The organism is Parvibaculum sp., assembly GCF_045863935.1.
GTDB lineage: Bacteria > Pseudomonadota > Alphaproteobacteria > Parvibaculales > Parvibaculaceae > Parvibaculum.
Window position 1 is genome coordinate 66917 of the sequence record NZ_BTVP01000002.1, and the last position, 17521, is coordinate 84437.

Below are 17521 nucleotides of genomic sequence, written 5' to 3' on the forward strand. Positions count from 1 at the left end.
GTGCCATATCGCCGCCCCGGGCACAACCCCGCTTACTGGAGCGGGCCGCCCGCGATCGTGATGCGGTGCATCAACCGCTTCTCGCCGTGATAGTCGTTCACGGCGAAATGCCAGGTCGCGCGATTGTCCCAGAAGGCGACCGAACCCGGCTTCCATTCGAAACGGCAGGTGAATTCCGGCCGCACCGCATGGGCATAGAGATAATCGAGCAGCGGCTTGCTCTCGAACGGGGTCCAGCCCTCGAAATGCGTGGTGAAGGCGGGGTTCACATAGAGCGCCTTGCGGCCGCTCAAGGGATGCGTGATGACAACGGGATGCACGGCCTGACCGACAAGGCTCTCGCCCTTGAAGCCGTTTGCCTGATCGGTTGCCTTGTAGGCGCCGGCCGCGCCGAAGACATGCGCGTTGGAGTGAACCGCGCGCAGCCCATCGAGCGTTTTCTTCAGGCCCGGCGAGAGCGCCTCATAAGCCTTGTACATGTCGGCGAAAAGCGTGTCGCCGCCAGCCTCCGGCAGCTCGCGCGCGACGAGGATCGAACCCATCGCCGGTTCCTGATCGTAGGAATGATCCGTGTGCCAGCCGCCGCCGACATTGACGAGCTGGTCCTTCTCCTTGCGCACTTCGGCGATCTCGGGATAGCCGCCATTCGCCGGGAAGAACTTGTTGATGTCGATTTCGCCCCAGCGCCGCGCAAAGGCGATGTGTTCTTCCGGCGTCAGCTTCTGGTCGCGGAAGAAGATCACGCCATAGTCCCGATAGGCGGCGCGGATCGCCTCCATGTCGCTGTTCGTCGGATCGGCGAGGTTCACGCCCAGCACCTCGGCGCCGCAGCCCGGCGTCACCTTCCTGATGATTGCGCTTTCGAGACCCATGATTTTCCTCCCGGCGGGTTGTCCTGCCCTTGAGGATAGGAAGCCTGCCGGTGTAGATTGTTACCAAGGTAACATTTCGGGAAAATTCATGGCCCCGGCGCCGCTCCAGGACCGTCTCGCCGCAACGCTCGCCCGCAATGCCTGGTTTTCGAAACGGCCTGCCGCGCTCAAATCCCGGCTGATCGCGCTGGCACAGGTCTCGACCGCCGAGGCCGGTCACTGGATCTACGACACGGGCGACGAGGCGGAGGGGCTTTACGGCCTGCTTTCGGGCTCGGTGACGAGCCATGTGGTGCTCGACAATGGCGAGAGTGTGCCGGTCAGCATTTCCGGGCCCGGCACGATTTTCGGCTATGCGGCGCAGGTGCTGGGCGGCAGGCGCGTCACGACCGTCATCGCCCGCGAGCGCTCCGAGATCATCTTCGTGCCGCAACATGCGATTTCCGCGATAGTGCAGGAAATGCCTTCGCTCTGGCTTCACTTCGCGGAGCTTGCGACCGAACAGCTTGTCTGGGCATTGCGCGGCTATGCGGAGCTCATGCATCTTTCGCCCCGCGCGCGGATCGCAAGCCGTCTCCACGGCTACAGCTTTCCCTGGGGCGGCGGCGGGCCCGCCACCGTGCCGATCCGTCAGGAAGAATTTGCCGAACTCATGGGCCTGTCGCGCAAGACGGTGAACATCGTGCTGCGGGAACTGGAGGAGAAGAAACTCATCGAAACCGGCTATCGCAGCATCCGTATTCTCGATCCGGCGGGGCTCCACCGGATTGCGATGGAACCCGCACAATGAAAAACCCGCGCCGTTTCCGGCGCGGGCTTCTCAACGCGATTTGCCGTGCGGCTTATTCTGCGGCCTGCGCCACCGAAATGCCGGCCATGCGGTTCAGGCGGTTGCGGATGATTTCCTCCGCTTCGCGCACCATCCGCGTGACGAGTTCCTGGCACGAGGGAATGTCGTGGATCAGGCCCTGCACCATGCCGGCCGACCAGATGCCGTAATCGGGGTCGCCCTGCTCATAGACGACCTTGCCGCGCTGGCCGGAGACGAGATGCGCGATGTCCTCGATCTTCGCGCCGCCCTTCTTCTCGATAGCGACGACTTCCTGGCTCACCGCGTTCTTCGCCACGCGCGCCGTGTTGTGCAGCGTACGGAAGATGAGGTCCGTCGAGCGTTCGTCGTTGGCGACGATCTGTTCCTTCACCTTCTGGTGAATGGCGCTTTCCTTGGTGCACATGAAGCGCGTACCCATGTTGACGCCTTCGGCGCCGAGCGCGAGGGCCGCGACGAGGCCGCGCGCATCGCCGAAGCCGCCCGATGCGATCATCGGGATCTTCACCTTGTCGGCCGCGGCCGGAATGAGGATCAGGCCCGGAATGTCATCCTCGCCCGGATGGCCCGCACATTCGAAGCCGTCGATCGAGATGGCATCGACGCCCATGCGTTCGGCCGAGAGCGCATGACGGACCGCGGTGCATTTGTGAATGACCTTGATGCCGTGCTTCTTGAAATCGTCGACATGTTCCTGCGGCTTGTAGCCCGCCGTCTCGACGATCTTCACGCCCGACTCGATGATCGCGGCGCGATATTCGGCATAGGGCGGCGGCTTCAGCGCCGGCAGGATGGTGAGGTTCACGCCGAAGGGCTTGTCGGTCAGGCCCTTGCACTTCTCGATCTCCTTGCGGAGGTCTTCCGGCGTCGGCTGCGTCAGCGCCGTGATGAAGCCGAGCGCGCCCGCATTGGACACCGCCGCGACGAGTTCCGCCCGGCCGACCCATTGCATGCCGCCCTGCACGATGGGGTGTTCGACCCCGAACAGTTCGGTGAATCTGGTTTTGATCACTTTTTCTCTCCCTCGCCGGAGGCCACCCTTGTTGCGGCTCGAGCCTCTCGTGAATAGCTGGATGGGGCAGTTTTAGCAGAAGGTTTCGCCGCTTTGCACGAAGGGAATGGCGCCGCGCAACGCGAAAAATACCTTGCCGCAGCGTTCTCCTTGGCTTCCCAAACGCTTGAAACGGCGGGAAATCCGGCGCAGTCTCCCTTCCCAAGATCAAACATGTGAATGTTCAGCCATGAACAACGATTCCAACTGGGACGCCTATCGCATCTTCCTCGCCGTGGTCGACACGCAAAGCCTGTCCGGCGCGGGGCGCAGGCTGAAGCTCAGCCATGCGACGGTCGGCCGCCATATCGCCACGCTCGAGAAGCGGCTCGGCGCCAAGCTCTTCGTGCGCGAGCCGAGCGGCTATGCGCTGACCGGCGCGGGCGAGCGTCTGCGCGCCGAGGTCGAGCCGATGGCGCTTGCCGCCGAGCGCGCACTTCATGCCGCCCTCAGCGCCGATGGCGAGGCGCAGGGTCTCGTCCGCGTCGCCATTCCCCACAGCCTCGCCTCCTACTGGTTCATGCCCTATCTCGGCGAATTCGAGGAGCGCCATCCCGGCATCGAAATCGAAATCGTCAACGAGGTGACGCAGGTATCCGTGAAGCGGCGCGATGCCGACATCGTGATCCGCCCCTATGGGCCGGGGCGCGAGAATGTCGTCGGCCGCAAGATCGGCCGCATCGGTGTCGGCTTCTATGCCGCGCGCTCCTATGCGGAACAGTTCGGCCTTCCCGCGAAGCGCGAGGAATGGAAGGACCATCGCATCGTCGGCTTCGGCGGCCGCGCGGCGGAAGTCGAGCTTGCCGACTGGCTCGCCCATGTCACGCAGGGCGCGCGCGTGGTGCTGCGCTGCTTTTCGGATGCCGATCTGCTTCAGGCCGTGCGCGCGGGCGTCGGCATATCGACGCTCGTCTGCATCGTCGCCGAGGCCTATCCCGATCTCGTCCGCATCGCGCCGCAAAAGCTCGCGAACGGTACGGAAATGTGGCTGCTCGCCCATCCCGATCTGCGCGACACGGCGCCCGTGCGTGCCGTGATCGACTTCCTCGGCGAGAAGGCGAAGATCGACCGCGACAGGCTGGCGGGACGCAGCCCCTCCGCCTGAACGCATCCGAACATCCCGGCATTCAACGCTGAACAGGCATAACGGCGTAATCCGGTCCATAGTGAGCGCAGTGAATTTCCGGAGGACACCGACATGGCGCTACCCGACATCCTGAAGAACAGCCTGGAGATACCCGTTATTGGCTCTCCGCTCTTCATCGTTTCCGGCCCCGAACTCGTGATCGCCCAGTGCAAGGCCGGCATCGTCGGCTCCTTCCCGGCGCTCAATGCGCGGCCCGCGCATGTGCTGGAAGAATGGATCACGCGGATCAAGGGCGAGCTTGGCGAATATCAGGCGAAGCATCCCGAGAAGAAGGTCGCGCCCTTCGCGGTGAACCAAATCTGTCACGCGTCGAACGACCGCCTCGCGCATGACATCGACGTCTGCACGAAGCTCGAAGTGCCGATCATCATTACCTCGCTCCGCCCGCCCGCCGAAGTGATCGACGCGGCGCATACTTATGGCGGCAAGGTGTTCCACGACGTCATCAACGTGAAGCATGCGAAGAAGGCGGCCGAACAGGGCGTGGACGGACTGATCCTCGTCTGCGCCGGCGCGGGCGGCCATGCGGGCACGCTCTCGCCCTTCGCGCTGGTGCGCGAGGTGAAGCAGTGGTTCAACGGCACCGTCATTTTGTCGGGTGCTCTGTCGGACGGCTGGGGCATCGCGGGCGCGCTCGCCATGGGCGCGGACCTTGCCTATATGGGCACGCGCTTCGTCGCGACGGCGGAAGCGAACGCCGAACAGGCGTACAAGGATCATCTGATCAAGTACGCCGCCGAAGACATCGTCTACAGCAACCTCTTCACCGGCGTGCATGGCAACTACCTTGCGCCGTCCGTCGCGGCGGCGGGCCTCGACCCGAACAACCTGCCGGAAGCCGACAAGTCGAAGATGAATTTCGGCTCGGGCGGCAACATGAAGCAGAAGGCGTGGAAGGACATCTGGGGTTCGGGCCAGGGCATCGGCCAGATCAAGGATGCGCCGCCGGTCGCCGAACTCATCGACCGCCTGAAGCGCGAATATGTGCAGGCCTGCCGCGAATTCGCGGAGCGGATGCCCGCGGAAGCGCTGACCGCTTCGAGGGCGGCGGCGGAGTAATATCGCTTCGATGGAAAGAACCAGGGGCGGCAGGAGAAATCCCGCCGCCCTTTTCATGTGCCGTCGATTGCTTCAGGCGATGTAGCGCTCGAGCGTGACGCCCAGAAGGCCGAATGCGTAGAACGTCAGCGCGGAAGCGACGAGCGTGCTGACTATCCGCTCCATGCGATTTGCGGTGTTCATTGGATCGTTCCTTTTGCGATGAGGGAGGGAGAGACGTAGCCGTGTGCCGCAGCCGGGGCGGCGTCGATGCAGCCGAGATCGACAAGCGTCGCGCGGACGGCGATGTCGAGGGGCGTGTGGGGCTCATGGCCGAGAAAGGCGACGAGCTTCGTATTGTCGAGACGCACCGGCTTTTTCCAGAGGTAGCGCATCTCGCGCATCTCCCTGAAGGTCTCGACGAAGGGCGAAAGCAGGGTCAGCGCGAACCAGGGCAGACGCTTCACCGGCAGATCGGGATTGCGGGCGGCGTAGCGGATCGCGTCCGCCATCTCGATACCCTGTTCGAGCCAGTGACCGCCGAAGTTGAACACCGCGAGGGGTTCGAGTTCGCCGCCACGCAGAAGAAGCCGCGCGGCGGTTTCGGCCATGTCCGGCAGGTAGGCCCAGTTGTGACCGACATGATGCGGGCCGGGATAGGCAACCGAGCGGAGCTTCTTGCCCGGCTTCACCAGGCCTTGCGCGAACCAGTTGTTGCCCCCGTTGCGGCCGCCGAAGAAATCGCCCGCGCGGAGAATGAGGACGGGCACGCCCTCCTCCGATGCGACGCGCAGGCGGCGCTCCATCTCGACGCGGAGCTTGCCCTTCTTCGTCTTCGGGTTCTGCGGCGAGGCCTCGCGGATCAAGGGAAAGGCGTCCGGCCCGTAATTGTAGACGGTGCCGGGAAAGAGGATGCGCGCACCGGTGGCCTTCGCCGCGGCAATGGTGTTGGCGATCATCGGCACGACCGTGCCCGCCCAGTTGCGGTAGCCGGGCGGGTTCACGCCATGGACGATCACGTCCACGCCTTCCGCAGCCTCGCGGACATCGCCGGCCCGCATGGCATCGCCCTTCACCCAATCGATGAAGGGCATGTCGTCCATCTGCCGGGCCGCCGCCTTCGGATTGCGGTTGAGGGCGCGGATCTGCCAGCCATGGGCGTGAAGGGCCTTCGCCATTTCACCGCCGAAGCCGCCGGTTGCGCCGAGAATGAGAGCCGTCGAGGCCATGTGTCCGTCTCCAGTTGCCGTGTCGATGACTGGAAGATGGCCTATTCAAATACGAATATGAATTGCCTAAAGACGGCTATCATGTATACGTTTTCGTATGACTGACGCATCGCCCGGCTGGGAACTCTATCGCTCCTTCCTTGCGGTCGTCCGGGAGGGGAGCCTTTCGGGCGGCGCGCGGCAGCTCGGCCTGACGCAGCCCACCGTCGGCCGCCATATCGACGCGCTGGAAGCCGCGCTGGGGGTTGGGCTCTTCACCCGCTCACAGGGCGGCCTCTCGCCCACGGACGCGGCGCTGGCGCTCGTGCCCCATGCGGAGGCGATGGCCGTGGCCGCCGAGACGTTGCAGCGAGTGGCCTCGGGCGAGGCCGAGGAGGACCGGGGCACGGTGCGCATCACCGCGAGCGAGATCATCGGCACGGAGGTGCTGCCCGCGATCCTTGCACGCTTCCGCGAGAAACATCCGCGCATCGCCATCGAGCTCGTGCTGTCCAACCGCTCGGACGATCTCATCCGCCGCGATGCCGACATCGCGGTGCGCATGATCCGGCCGACGCAATCGTCGCTCATCGCGCGAAAATGCGGCGTGGTCGCGCTCGGTCTCCACGCGCATCGCCGCCTCATCGAGGAAATGGGCGCGCCGCAATCGCTCGACGAGATCGGGAACTATCCGATCATCGGCTTCGACCGCGAACCGTCCATCCGGCGCCTCGGCGAGCTTGGGCTCGTGCTGACGCGGGATCTCTTCACCTTCCGTTGCGACAGCGATGTCGGTCAGTTTGCCGCGCTCAAGGCGGGGTTCGGCTTCGGCATGTGCCAGTATGCGCTCGCCAGGAGCTATCCCGATCTTGTGCCGGTGCTGCCGGGCGCCATCACCTTCGAGCTCGATGTCTGGATCGCCATGCATGAAGACCTGAAGACGAGCCGGCGGATGCGGCTGATGTTCGACCACCTGGCCGAGGAGATGGGCGCCTATATCCGGGAGGGGACGCAGGAACCGGCGGAAAAAGCGGCAGCCAAGTAGGCTATCGCCCGCCGCGCCCTGCCCTGCTATATCAGTCGCGAACCAGCCTTCCCTTGCGTCCCGAGGACTTTCCCATGAGCAAAGCCGCCGAAGCCAGCACCGCGAAATCCGGCGAGAAGCCCAATCCGCCGCTCGCGCCCTTCAACTGGCAGGACCCGCTGCTGCTGGACGAACAACTGACCGAGGAAGAGCGCATGGTGCGCGACAGCGCGCGCGCCTATTGCGAGGAGAAGCTTTTCCCGCGCGTGAAGGAAGCGAACCGGCACGAGATTTTCCATCGCGAGATCATGAACGAGATGGGCGCGCAGGGCATGCTCGGACTGACGCTGCCGGAGAAATATGGCTGCGCCGGGCTCTCCTATGTCTGTTACGGGCTCGCCGCGCGCGAGGTGGAGCGCGTCGACAGCGGCTATCGCTCGGCGATGAGCGTGCAGTCCTCGCTCGTCATGCATCCGATCTATGCCTATGGCTCGGAAGCGCAGCGCGAGAAATACCTGCCGAAGCTCGCGACCGGCGAATGGGTCGGCTGTTTCGGTCTGACGGAGCCCGACCACGGCTCCGATCCCGGCTCGATGAAGACGCGCGCGAAGGCGGTCGATGGCGGCTATGTGCTGAACGGCGCGAAGATGTGGATCACCAATGCGCCGATCGCCGACCTCGCCGTCGTCTGGGCGAAGACCGACGATGACGTTATTCGCGGCTTCGTCGTGGAGCGCGGTTTCAAGGGCTTCGAGACGCCGAAGATCGAAGGCAAGTTCTCGTTGCGCGCGTCGGTCACCGGCGAAATCTCGCTGCGGGATGTGTTCGTGCCGGAAGAAAACATGCTGCCGAATGTGCGCGGGCTTGCGGGGCCTTTCGGCTGCCTCAACCGCGCGCGCTACGGCATCGCCTGGGGCGCGATGGGCGCGGCGGAATTCTGCTGGCATGCGGCGCGGCAATACACGCTCGACCGCACGCAGTTCGGCCGGCCTCTTGCCGCGAACCAGCTCATCCAGAAGAAGCTCGCCGACATGCAGACCGAAATCACGCTCGGCCTTCAGGGCTGCCTGCAGCTCGGCCGGCTGTTCGACGAGCAGAAGGCAGCGCCCGCCGCGATTTCACTGATGAAGCGTAACAATTGCGGCAAGGCGCTCGACATCGCCCGCGTCGCGCGCGACATGCATGGCGGCAATGGCGTGTCGGACGAGTATCACGTCATCCGGCACGTCATGAACCTCGAAGCGGTGAACACCTATGAGGGCACGCATGATGTGCATGCCCTCATCCTCGGCCGCGAACAGACGGGCATTCAGGCCTTCTTCTGAGCGGCGGGCCGGCCGGCGGCGGGTGCGCCTGCGTCCCGCGCGAAGAGCATGAACAGTGCCATGGGCCGCTTGAAGGCGAGAAGATAGGTCACGTGCAGGACGACGAAGAGAACCAGCAGGTTCGCCGCCGTCTCGTGAACTTCCTCAAGCGCTTCGTTCTCCTTGCCGTCCCGGTCGTGCTCGCGCTCCCCGTCGTCGTCGGCGAAGGCCGGCGCGATCGACATTTCAGCGGCGAACCCGCCAATCGGCGGCGGCTCCATGAGGAGTCCCGTTCCGGTCGTGAGCAGGAGCGTGACGACGATGCCTGCGAGGAGCGTCCGGCTGATCATCGGATGATTGAGGCGCCGGACTTTTGCAAGCTCCGTCAGGTCGGGGAAGAGCCGCGAGATGCCGAGTTGCCGCGGACCAACCGCCGCCCAGAGGGCGCGAAAGAGGATGACGGCGGCGACGGCATATCCGAGCCAGTTGTGCAGGCCTTCGAGTTCGTCGCCTGTGAAGTAAGCCGCGGTGACGAGAAGAGCGAGCGCCGCGTGATAGAGCCGAATCTTGTGAAACACCGACATTTGAAACCAACCATATTCGAGCCCCGCCCGGAATATGGCCGCTTCGCATGAGACGCCGCCAGACTGCATCTTGTCGCAGACGCGCCGCTACTCATTCGCAGATTCATGTGCAACAGTTCAGGCGCTGCGCATGCCCCACTGGCGCACGGGGCCGACATCCACGTGAATGAAATCCGAACGCGGATAATAACCGACACCACCGGTGCCGATGTCGAGCGCCGCCGTTCGCAGATATGACAGTTCGCGGCCCGGCACGCGAATGTCCACCGCCATGCCGCGCATGTGGTAGCTCTTCTTTGCGACGCCGGCATTGCTCTCGCGCATCTGCGAATTGGTCGCCGGCGAGCGGTATCCGGAGATGATGTGGAAGGCTTCGTTCGTGCCGAGCTTCCGTTTCAGGGCGTGGAGCGTATCGAGCAGCGCCGGGTCGATTGCGTGGACGTCGCCGGAACGATGGTCGCGCAACAGCCGGTCGATCCCGGCCAGCGCCTCCGGCTCGTAGCGGCCGTTCGCCCAGTAGACGATCTTCAGTTTTTCGTCCGTGTGCGTATTGATCAGGTCCAGCTCGCGTGCGCCCGCGCGGACATGCGCTTGCGGCGCCGCCGCCTGCCTGTCGGGCCGCAGGAGCGGGAGGCGGGTAGCCGCGAGAGCACTCTCGGCGACCACGCAGGAAGCAGCGGCGGCGCCGAGCCCCAGAAGGCGGCGCCGGTTCAACTGAAACACCATAATTCCCCTTTTTGGAACTGTAGAACCTGATTGTGCGCACCGGGAGGAGAAGATCAAGTCATTGATTTGAAAGTGCTATTATGGAAAGCCGGATCAGGCGCCGCAAGCCGCGCCAGTGCCCGTGCGAGAGGGCGCCGGGGCATCGTCCCGCAACAAGGCTGCCAGCGCCGCATCGCGGCCATAGATGTCGTCGCGAAATTCGACGGTGCCATCCTCCTCCACGAAGGCCGTCCAGTAGGCGACGACGACGGGCATGGAGCGCGACATGGGAAGACGCGCCGTCTCGCCTGCCGCTATCGCCGCTTCGATCCTTTCCCGCGGCCATTCGGGTTCGAGCAGACGAACCGCCAGATCGAGCGGCTTCTCGAGCCTGATGCAGCCGTGACTGCGGAAGCGATTATCGCTGGCGAAGAGCGACGGCGCATTGGTGTCGTGGAGATAGACGGCGAAGGGGCTCGCGAATTCGAACTTCAATCGGCCGAGCGAATTCCTCGGGCCGGGCCGCTGCACCAGTTGCCCTTCCTGCCAGAACATGTCGTGCTTTCCGAGATAGTCCGGATCGCGCGCGATGGCCGGCGCGATCTCGCCCACATAGATCGAGCGCGGGACGACCCAGGGCGGGTTGACGATTATGGTGTTGATCAGGCCCGACAGGATCGGCGTCGGCGTTTTGCGCGTACCGACGACCGTTCTCATCCGCAACACCGGTTCGCCGTCTTCGAAAAGCACCGCCGTTGCCGCCGCCGCATTCACCTCGACGCGCGTGGGCGGCATCGCATGAGCCATGATGCGGATGCGCTCCATGTTGAGGGCGATCTGCCGCGCGCGCTCTTCCGGCGTCACGTTGAGCGCGGCCAGCGTCTTCGGCCCTATGACACCGTCCCGTTCAAGACCGTGCCGCGACTGGAAGCGGATGACGGCCTCTACCGTCTGAGGATCGAGCCTGTCGTCGCCGATCCGCGCGCGAAGGTCTCCGAGTGCCACGAGACGGCCGCGCAGCGCTGCCATTGCTTCCGACGTCTCTCCCGGCTTCAGCGAGCGCCTGCCTTCCTCAAGCGCGAGAGGAGGCCAGTTCCCCCTCGCCGCAAGATCGCGGTGAAAGGCGAGCGCCTGCTTCAGACGCAGATATTCGGGCGTCGCGGGCGGCAAGGCGTGCAGCCAATCGGAAAGACGCGCCTGTTTCAACGCCGCCGCAAGGCCCGCGGCCACAGGCGGCTCCCAGCGCGGAATGGCGATGTCGTAGCCGCTGGCCGCGAGGTCGACGCGTCCTGCCTGCATCGCCCACGCGTAACGCAGGGCCGAGCGCGTAAGAAGAAGATCGCGCCCCGCGAGATCGGTTCCCCTGCCCGCCTTCAATTGTCCGGCGATCTCCCGCGTTCCGAAACTCTCCGGAGCGACGCCATGAAGGTCCGACTGCAAAAGGACATCGTAGAGTTCGGCCGCCGCGCGATCCGACCAGGCGCAGGCCCCGTCCCAATGCCGGTAGAAGGCTGCGACCTCCGCGGCGTCGTTTCCGGACGACACCCCGACCGGCGAAACGGCGCAATCGGCCCAGGCCGCGCCGGCGGCATGGAAGAGAAACAGAAGGGCCAGGAACGCGCCCCGCGCGGCCTGGCGCATGATCCTGGTTTGCAGTGTGCTTGAAATCGACAAAATCCCGACCGTCCCGAAACTCATGGGGCCGGGTTCAGTGTCACGTCAGCAGCTCTCGACCGCAATGGAAAACGGCATCATTCGCCGTGAAACGGCAATCGCAGGACCGCATAGGTGGCGTAACCGCGATAGAGCGAACGAAACCGGAGATCGGCGCCGAGGTCCGCCGCGAGCGCGCGGAGCACACGCTCAAGATCGCCGCGCGGGCTCACATGGAACTTCGCAAGCCATGCCCTGAGCGCCGAGCGGAACCAGCGCGGCAGACGCTCCTGCTCGCCGAAATCGACGATGTGGAGGCTGCCGCCGGGCGCGAGGTTGCAGATGCCCTGCGCCAGCGTTGCCTGCCAGTCCGGGATCATCGACAGCGTGTAGGACATGTAGATGCGGTCGAAGCGGCCAACGCCGAAGGCGGCATAGGGGTTGAAGCGGGTGGCATCGCCCTGCGCGAAGCGGAGCGCCGCACCATGCCGCGCGGCGGCGCGGCGGGCGGTCACGAGCATTTCGTGCGAAATATCCATGCCGTGAAGCGCGGCCTCGGGATAGAGCCGCGCCGCGCGGACGAGATTGCGCCCCGTGCCGCAGCCGACCTCGAGCACCGTCGCGCCGGGCCCGGCATCGAGCTCCGCGATCAGGCGGTCGCGGCCGAGCAGGTAGTAACGCCGCGTGAGGTCGTAGAAGTGGCGCTGGTACCGGTAGACCCGGTCCATCAGATGCGCATGGGCGTCTTCGCGATGGTCGACCGCACTCACCGCGTCACTCCTTCAGGATGTAGAGATGGAAACCGCCATAGATTGAGGAGCGGTCACGCGTTGTGAACGCGGCCGATTCCTCCGCGCGAAAGTCCCAGCGCGCGAGGATCGCCTCGTCCACGCGGCCCGGCAACAGCGTCGGCTCGGCGGCGGTGCGGAAGATGACCCGCGCACCGGGACGCGCGGTGCGCGTGATCTGCGACCAGAGGTCGTTCAGTTGCGCGTCCGTCATCCAGTCCTGCGCGTCGAGAAGAACATAGCGGTCGAGGCTCGCCTCGCCGCTTTCGCGCAGATAGTCGGTGAAGGAGGCATTCAGGATCTGTGCGTCCTTCGCCCGCGCCTGGAGCATCGCGAAGTTTTCCCGCTTCAGGTAAGGCGGCAGCGGACCGTCCTCACCCGGCGCGTAGGCGCGCGCGAAGGCCTGCCAGGCAAAATAATTCTCCGACAGGGGAAAGCCGCAGGCGAGACGTTCGAGCCTTTCGCGCAAGACAAGACGCATCTCGCGGCCGCCGGAGAGCGCTTCGTACTGTGCGGGCGGAATGCCGAGGCCATAAAGCGTCGAGGGCTTGCCGGTCACCCAGGCGATCAGCGGCTTGTCGAAGAGGGGCGCAAGCTTCTCCTCGAAGAAGCGGCGCTGTGCGTCGATCGTCGGCGCGACCAGAATGTCGCGAAGGCGCACGCCGTAAGCCCGTGCGGCGAGATGCGCGAGGCCGATGAAATAGCCGAGGAGGCCATGGCGATAGAAGCCGCGCGCGAAAAGCGAGATGCGGCGGCGGAAACCCATCGGGCGCTTGTCCCAATAGGCGCGGGTCGCCTCGTCGAGATGCGGGCGGAGAAAGCGGTCGTAGTCCGAGATGTTTTCGCGCGCATCGCCACGGCCGAAGAAGCGGAAGAAGCGGTCGTAGCCGGGCAGGCGCGCGACGCCCGCGAGCTTGAGCTTCACGAGCGCCACATGCGTGGGGTTCAGGTCGAGCGCCGTCACGTGTACGGGCGCTGCCGTGAGATAGGACAGCGCGTTGCATCCGCCGGACGCGATGGCAACGATCCGCGTGTCCGGGCTCATGCCTTCGTGGAGCCCCATCGCCGCGATGTCGACTTCCGGGTCTTCCCAAATCTGGGGATAGACGAGGCCGGTGAAGAGCCAGGTGAAGAGCCGTTCCGTCAGCCCCTCGCGGGAGACAGCCTTGTGCCGGTGGACGGCGGCGCCGAGGCGGCGGCGGACAATGCGCCTGTCTCCGGGGACGACGGTATCGGCGAGCGTTTCGTGGGTTGCTTCGGCGCTGTTCGACAAGACATGAACTCCGTTATCGGATCGCCGGCATCGCGCGGCGGCGCGCCCGGTCCACCTGCTGCTACAGGCTTTGCGTGAAGTTCGTGTGACGGTGTTACGACGGGGCCGCTTCCGAATCGGATGGAGAGGCGTATAGTCAGAAAAACAGACTGAAAAACTCCAGGAAACATCGTCTCCCCGCCCGATCACGGCGAAGGCCACCGATATCGGAACCGGGCGACGCCAGCCCAGCCGGCGCGGCCATGGCCCGCCAAAACCCGGATGTCATTTCCCGTGGATTCGCGCGCGCCCACGCCCCGGACGGACGGAAAATCCGGCTCCAGCCCGCTCTGGCGGCTGGTGCCTCTCGTCCATCGCCACAAGGGACGCTTCTGGGGCGGCATGTCCCTCATCAATGCCGGGCGGCTGCTCGAAGCCTTCATGCCGCTTTTCCTCAAGACCGGCATCGACAGGATCGCTGCGGGCGACCCGCGCCTTCTCATGCCCGCGCTTGCGATACTCGGCCTCATGGTGCTGCGCTACGGCGCCTTCAATCTCGGGCGGCGCCATGTGCGCGAAGTGGGCGTTGCCGTCGCCTACGAACTGCGCCAGCGCCTCTACTGGCACCTCGAACTGCAAGGCCCGCGCTTTTTCTCCCGCTACACGACGGGCGATCTCATGGCGCGCGCGATCAACGACATCACGCTGATCCGCCAGATGATCGGCATGGGCACGCGGCTTCTTTTCGTGCTCGGGTTTTCCGGCATCATCGCCTTCATTTTCATGTTCCAGCAGTCGCCGTCGCTGACGCTGCTTCTGCTGCCGGCACTTCCCGTCTTCGCCGTGCTCGGATGGGTGATTGCGAAACGCATCTTCACCCAGTCGACACAGGTCCAGGAGGGATTTTCCACCCTGTCCGCGCAGGTGCAGGAGAACCTCAACGGCATCCGCACCATTCAGACCCATGCGCAGGAGGCGCGCGAGACGGAACGCTTCGAGGCGACGTCCGACGCCTATGCCCGCGACTACTACAAGCTCATGTTCCTGAATTCGGGCCTTACCTCGGCCATGCTGGTTGCAACCGGCTTCACGACGCTCATTGTCGTCGGCTATGGCGGCATGCAGGTCGTCGAGGGCACGATCACGCTCGGCACGTTCACCGCCTTCATCTTCTATCTCGCCATGATGCTCGCGCCGATCCGCGAAGGCGGCATCATGGTGACGCTGTTCCAGCGCGGCGGTTCGGCGGCGGCGCGCATTTTCGAAATTCTCGACCACGAGCCTGAAATCCGCGATGCGCCGGAAGCCGCGCCGCTTGACGAGATCGGCGGCGCCATCACGCTGCATCACCTCTCCTATGTGCATCCCGCGAGCAGCGGCGAAGGCGGCTGGCCGGCGCTCAACGATGTGACGCTCGACATCCGCAAAGGCGAGATGATCGCGCTGCTCGGCCGGGTCGGTTCCGGCAAATCAACCCTGCTGCGCCTCATCGTCCGCCTGCTCGACCCGCCGCCCGGCACCGTCTATCTCGACGGGCGCGATATCCGCATGCTGCCGGTCACGCAGGTGCGCAACCAGATCGCCATGGTGCCGCAGGACCCGTTCCTCTTTGCAACGCATATCGCGCAGAATATTTCCTACGACAATCCGGAGCGAACGACGGAGGAAGTCTGGCGCGCGGCGGAAAGCGCCGATCTCGAAGCGACCATCCGCCGTTTTCCCGAAAGGCTCGAAACGCTGGTGGGCGAGCGCGGCGTGACGCTTTCGGGCGGCCAGAAACAGCGCGCGAGCCTGGCGCGCGGCCTCATCCGGGACACGCCCGTGCTGCTGCTCGACGATTGTTTTTCCTCCGTCGACACGGAGACGGAGGAATTCATCCTGTCGCGCCTGAAGGAACTGCGGAAGGGCCGCACGACGCTCATGGTTTCGCACCGCGTTTCGACGGCGCGCCACGCCGACAGGATCGTCGTTCTCGACGAGGGCCGCGTCGCCGAAGTCGGCACGCATCAGGAACTCATCGCCAGAGGCGGCCTCTACGCCACGCTGGAACGCCAGCAAGGCCGGAGGGACGAGCTCGTGCAGACTGTCGCGCTTCGCACGGGCGCGGGCGGCAATGGAGAGAGCGCATGAGCGACACCGCCGCCCCCTCGCGCCCCACACGCCGGAACCATGCTGTCTTCGACGACGAGATGGAGGCGCGCGGATTCGATTTCGGGCTTCTCGGCCGCCTCATGCACTGGATGAAGCCCTATCGCCGGATGGGACTTCTCTCCATCGTCTTCGTCCTGCTCGCGGCGAGCGCGGCGGTTCTCGCGCCGATCATCGTCAGCCGTGTCGTCGTGGACGGTATCCTGCTGCCTGCGTCGAACGAGGGCGCGCCCGATTTCGGACAGAAGGCCCTCAACGGCTTCCTCTCCGACATGCTGACGGTCCATCCGATCGTGTCCGCCTGCATGCTTTACGGGCTCTGGACGCTGCTCTGGGCCGTCTTCGGCCACGGATTTCGGATCCTGCTTGCCCGCACCGTGCTCAACGGCCTTCGCGATCTCAGGCGCGACCTCTTCGCGCATCTCGAAAACCTGCCATCGAGCTTCTACGACCGCGTGGCCGTGGGCCGGGTGATGACGCGCCTCACCAACGATGTCGAGACGCTGTTCGAGCTGCTTGCGGGCTTCGGCGTGCTGCTCGGCGAATTCGTGCCCTTCTTCGTCGCTGTTTCGGTGATGCTCGCGCTCAATCCGGCGCTCACCTTCGAACTGATGCTGCTTTTGCCCGTCGCGGCGCTGGCGACCTGGATCTTCCGGCGTGTCTCGCGGCAGGTCTATCGCGGCATCCGCTCAAGCCTGTCGCGGCTCAACGAGAACCTTCAGGAAAATCTCTCCGGCATCGAAATCGTGCAGCTTTATGGCCGCGAAAAGATCAACTACGACCGCTATACGGAGATCAACGACGAGAACCGCTTTCAGGAAAGCCTCGCCGTCCGGATCGAGAGCTATTACGGCCCCGCCATGGACAGCATGGCTTTCCTGGCGATGGCGGCGATCGTCTGGTTCGGAGGAAACCATGTTCTTTCGGGCGCGGCGACGCTCGGCAGCGTCATTCTCTTTGCGCAGTTCGCGGACATGATGTTCCGGCCCATCGTGGCGATGGGCGAACAGTGGAATGTCGTCTTCCGCGCCATGGCGAGCTGCGAGCGGATTTTCCAGGCGCTCGACTGGGACGAAACGCTGCAACGGCCCGCCGAGCCAAAGCCCCTGCCCGCCGGCCTCACGGGTCATGTCCGGTTCAATCATCTCACTTTCGGCTATGCACCGGACACGACGATCCTCAAGGATGTGAGCTTCGATATCGCGCCGGGCGAGCGCATCGCCATTGTCGGGCCGACGGGTTCGGGCAAGACGAGCCTCATTCGCCTGCTTTGCCGCTTCTACGACGTGCCGGCCGGCAGCATCCTGATCGACGGCATCGACATCATGGATGTGGAGCCCGGCGAAATCCGCAAGCGCATCGGCGTGGTGCTGCAGGATTTCCACATCTTCTCGGGCACCGTCTACGACAACATCATCCTCGGCAATCCGAAGGTGACGCGCGAGGATGCGCGCCGCGCCGCGCGCCTCGTCCATGCCGATCCCTTCATCCGTTTGCTGCCGCAGGGCTACGATACGGTTCTGACGGAACGCGGGCGGAATCTCAGCCACGGGCAGCGCCAGCTCCTCGCCTTTGCCCGCGTGCTGGCGATGGACCCGGAAGTGCTGATTCTCGACGAAGCGACGGCGAGCATCGACACGGAAACTGAGCTCATCATTCAGGACGCGCTCGCGAAAGTGACCGAGGGACGAACCTCGATCATCATTGCTCACCGGCTGCAGACGATACGGGAGGCTAATCGGATCGTTGTTCTCGCCAGCGGCGAAGTGCGCGAGATCGGCACGCATGAGGAGCTCATGGCGCAGGGCGGCCTCTACAAGACGCTCTACGAGCTTCAGGTCCAGGACATGAACCCGGAAACACGTTCCTCCTGAGAAGCTGCAAAGAAGTTGTCGGGGCATACGCGCTGAAGTAGCGT

15 protein-coding genes are annotated in these 17521 nt (G+C 64.7%); 7 read left to right on the forward strand and 8 right to left on the reverse strand.

Annotation, left to right across the window (positions count from 1 at the left end; all coding sequences use genetic code 11):
* Window positions 1–32: 32 nt before the first annotated feature.
* Window positions 33–872: a TauD/TfdA dioxygenase family protein gene (locus ACKUUH_RS01575; RefSeq protein ID WP_407948089.1), complete on the reverse strand. Its 840-nt coding sequence runs from the start codon at window positions 870–872 to the stop codon at window positions 33–35.
* Window positions 873–960: 88 nt separating this feature from the next.
* Between ACKUUH_RS01575 and ACKUUH_RS01580 the strand changes: the two genes are divergently transcribed.
* Entirely contained in the window at window positions 961–1662 is a 702-nt protein-coding gene (locus ACKUUH_RS01580; protein WP_407948090.1) for a Crp/Fnr family transcriptional regulator, read from the forward strand.
* Window positions 1663–1714: 52 nt separating this feature from the next.
* Here ACKUUH_RS01580 and ACKUUH_RS01585 read toward each other — a convergent pair whose 3' ends face one another.
* A complete protein-coding gene (locus ACKUUH_RS01585; protein WP_407948091.1) occupies window positions 1715–2713 on the reverse strand; it encodes an NAD(P)H-dependent flavin oxidoreductase in 999 nt (332 codons plus the stop codon).
* A gap of 229 nt (window positions 2714–2942) precedes the next feature.
* On the opposite strand from ACKUUH_RS01585, the gene ACKUUH_RS01590 reads away from it, so the two are divergent.
* On the forward strand, window positions 2943–3857 hold the full coding sequence (locus ACKUUH_RS01590; protein ID WP_407948092.1) for a LysR family transcriptional regulator: 915 nt from the start codon (window positions 2943–2945) through the stop codon (window positions 3855–3857).
* A 93-nt stretch (window positions 3858–3950) separates the two neighbouring features.
* Window positions 3951–4958: an NAD(P)H-dependent flavin oxidoreductase gene (locus ACKUUH_RS01595; RefSeq protein ID WP_407948093.1), complete on the forward strand. Its 1008-nt coding sequence runs from the start codon at window positions 3951–3953 to the stop codon at window positions 4956–4958.
* A 179-nt stretch (window positions 4959–5137) separates the two neighbouring features.
* Here the strand turns inward: ACKUUH_RS01595 and ACKUUH_RS01600 are convergent, their stop codons facing one another.
* Window positions 5138–6166, reverse strand: a complete 1029-nt coding sequence (locus tag ACKUUH_RS01600) for an NAD-dependent epimerase/dehydratase family protein (RefSeq protein ID WP_407948094.1) — start codon at window positions 6164–6166, stop codon at window positions 5138–5140.
* Between the two features lie 97 nt (window positions 6167–6263).
* On the opposite strand from ACKUUH_RS01600, the gene ACKUUH_RS01605 reads away from it, so the two are divergent.
* Entirely contained in the window at window positions 6264–7190 is a 927-nt protein-coding gene (locus ACKUUH_RS01605) for a LysR family transcriptional regulator (RefSeq protein ID WP_407948095.1), read from the forward strand.
* A gap of 74 nt (window positions 7191–7264) precedes the next feature.
* Entirely contained in the window at window positions 7265–8494 is a 1230-nt protein-coding gene (locus tag ACKUUH_RS01610) for an acyl-CoA dehydrogenase (protein ID WP_407948096.1), read from the forward strand.
* Here the strand turns inward: ACKUUH_RS01610 and ACKUUH_RS01615 are convergent.
* The 5 genes from ACKUUH_RS01615 to ACKUUH_RS01635 form a co-directional block, all read right to left on the reverse strand.
* Window positions 8479–9057 (reverse strand): cytochrome b/b6 domain-containing protein, encoded by a 579-nt coding sequence (locus ACKUUH_RS01615; RefSeq protein ID WP_407948097.1) that lies wholly within the window; start codon window positions 9055–9057, stop codon window positions 8479–8481. The two genes, ACKUUH_RS01610 and ACKUUH_RS01615, sit on opposite strands and share 16 nt — an antisense overlap.
* Before the next feature lie 117 nt (window positions 9058–9174).
* Entirely contained in the window at window positions 9175–9780 is a 606-nt protein-coding gene (locus ACKUUH_RS01620; RefSeq protein WP_407948098.1) for a DUF882 domain-containing protein, read from the reverse strand.
* Window positions 9781–9876: 96 nt separating this feature from the next.
* Window positions 9877–11460, reverse strand: coding sequence for a murein L,D-transpeptidase (locus ACKUUH_RS01625; protein ID WP_407948099.1), 1584 nt, complete (start codon window positions 11458–11460; stop codon window positions 9877–9879).
* Between the two features lie 53 nt (window positions 11461–11513).
* The gene (locus ACKUUH_RS01630; RefSeq protein ID WP_407948177.1) at window positions 11514–12143 is read right to left on the reverse strand and encodes a class I SAM-dependent methyltransferase; all 630 of its coding nucleotides are present in this window, start codon (window positions 12141–12143) and stop codon (window positions 11514–11516) included.
* Window positions 12144–12189: 46 nt separating this feature from the next.
* Window positions 12190–13410, reverse strand: coding sequence for a DUF3419 family protein (locus tag ACKUUH_RS01635; RefSeq protein WP_407948178.1), 1221 nt, complete (start codon window positions 13408–13410; stop codon window positions 12190–12192).
* A 339-nt stretch (window positions 13411–13749) separates the two neighbouring features.
* Between ACKUUH_RS01635 and ACKUUH_RS01640 the strand changes: the two genes are divergently transcribed.
* Together ACKUUH_RS01640 and ACKUUH_RS01645 are read left to right on the forward strand one after the other, a co-directional pair.
* Window positions 13750–15585 (forward strand): ABC transporter ATP-binding protein, encoded by a 1836-nt coding sequence (locus ACKUUH_RS01640; protein WP_407948100.1) that lies wholly within the window; start codon window positions 13750–13752, stop codon window positions 15583–15585.
* Window positions 15582–17477: an ABC transporter ATP-binding protein gene (locus ACKUUH_RS01645; RefSeq protein WP_407948101.1), complete on the forward strand. Its 1896-nt coding sequence runs from the start codon at window positions 15582–15584 to the stop codon at window positions 17475–17477. The genes ACKUUH_RS01640 and ACKUUH_RS01645 overlap by 4 nt, the downstream gene beginning before the upstream one ends.
* The last annotated feature ends 44 nt before the right edge of the window (window positions 17478–17521 follow it).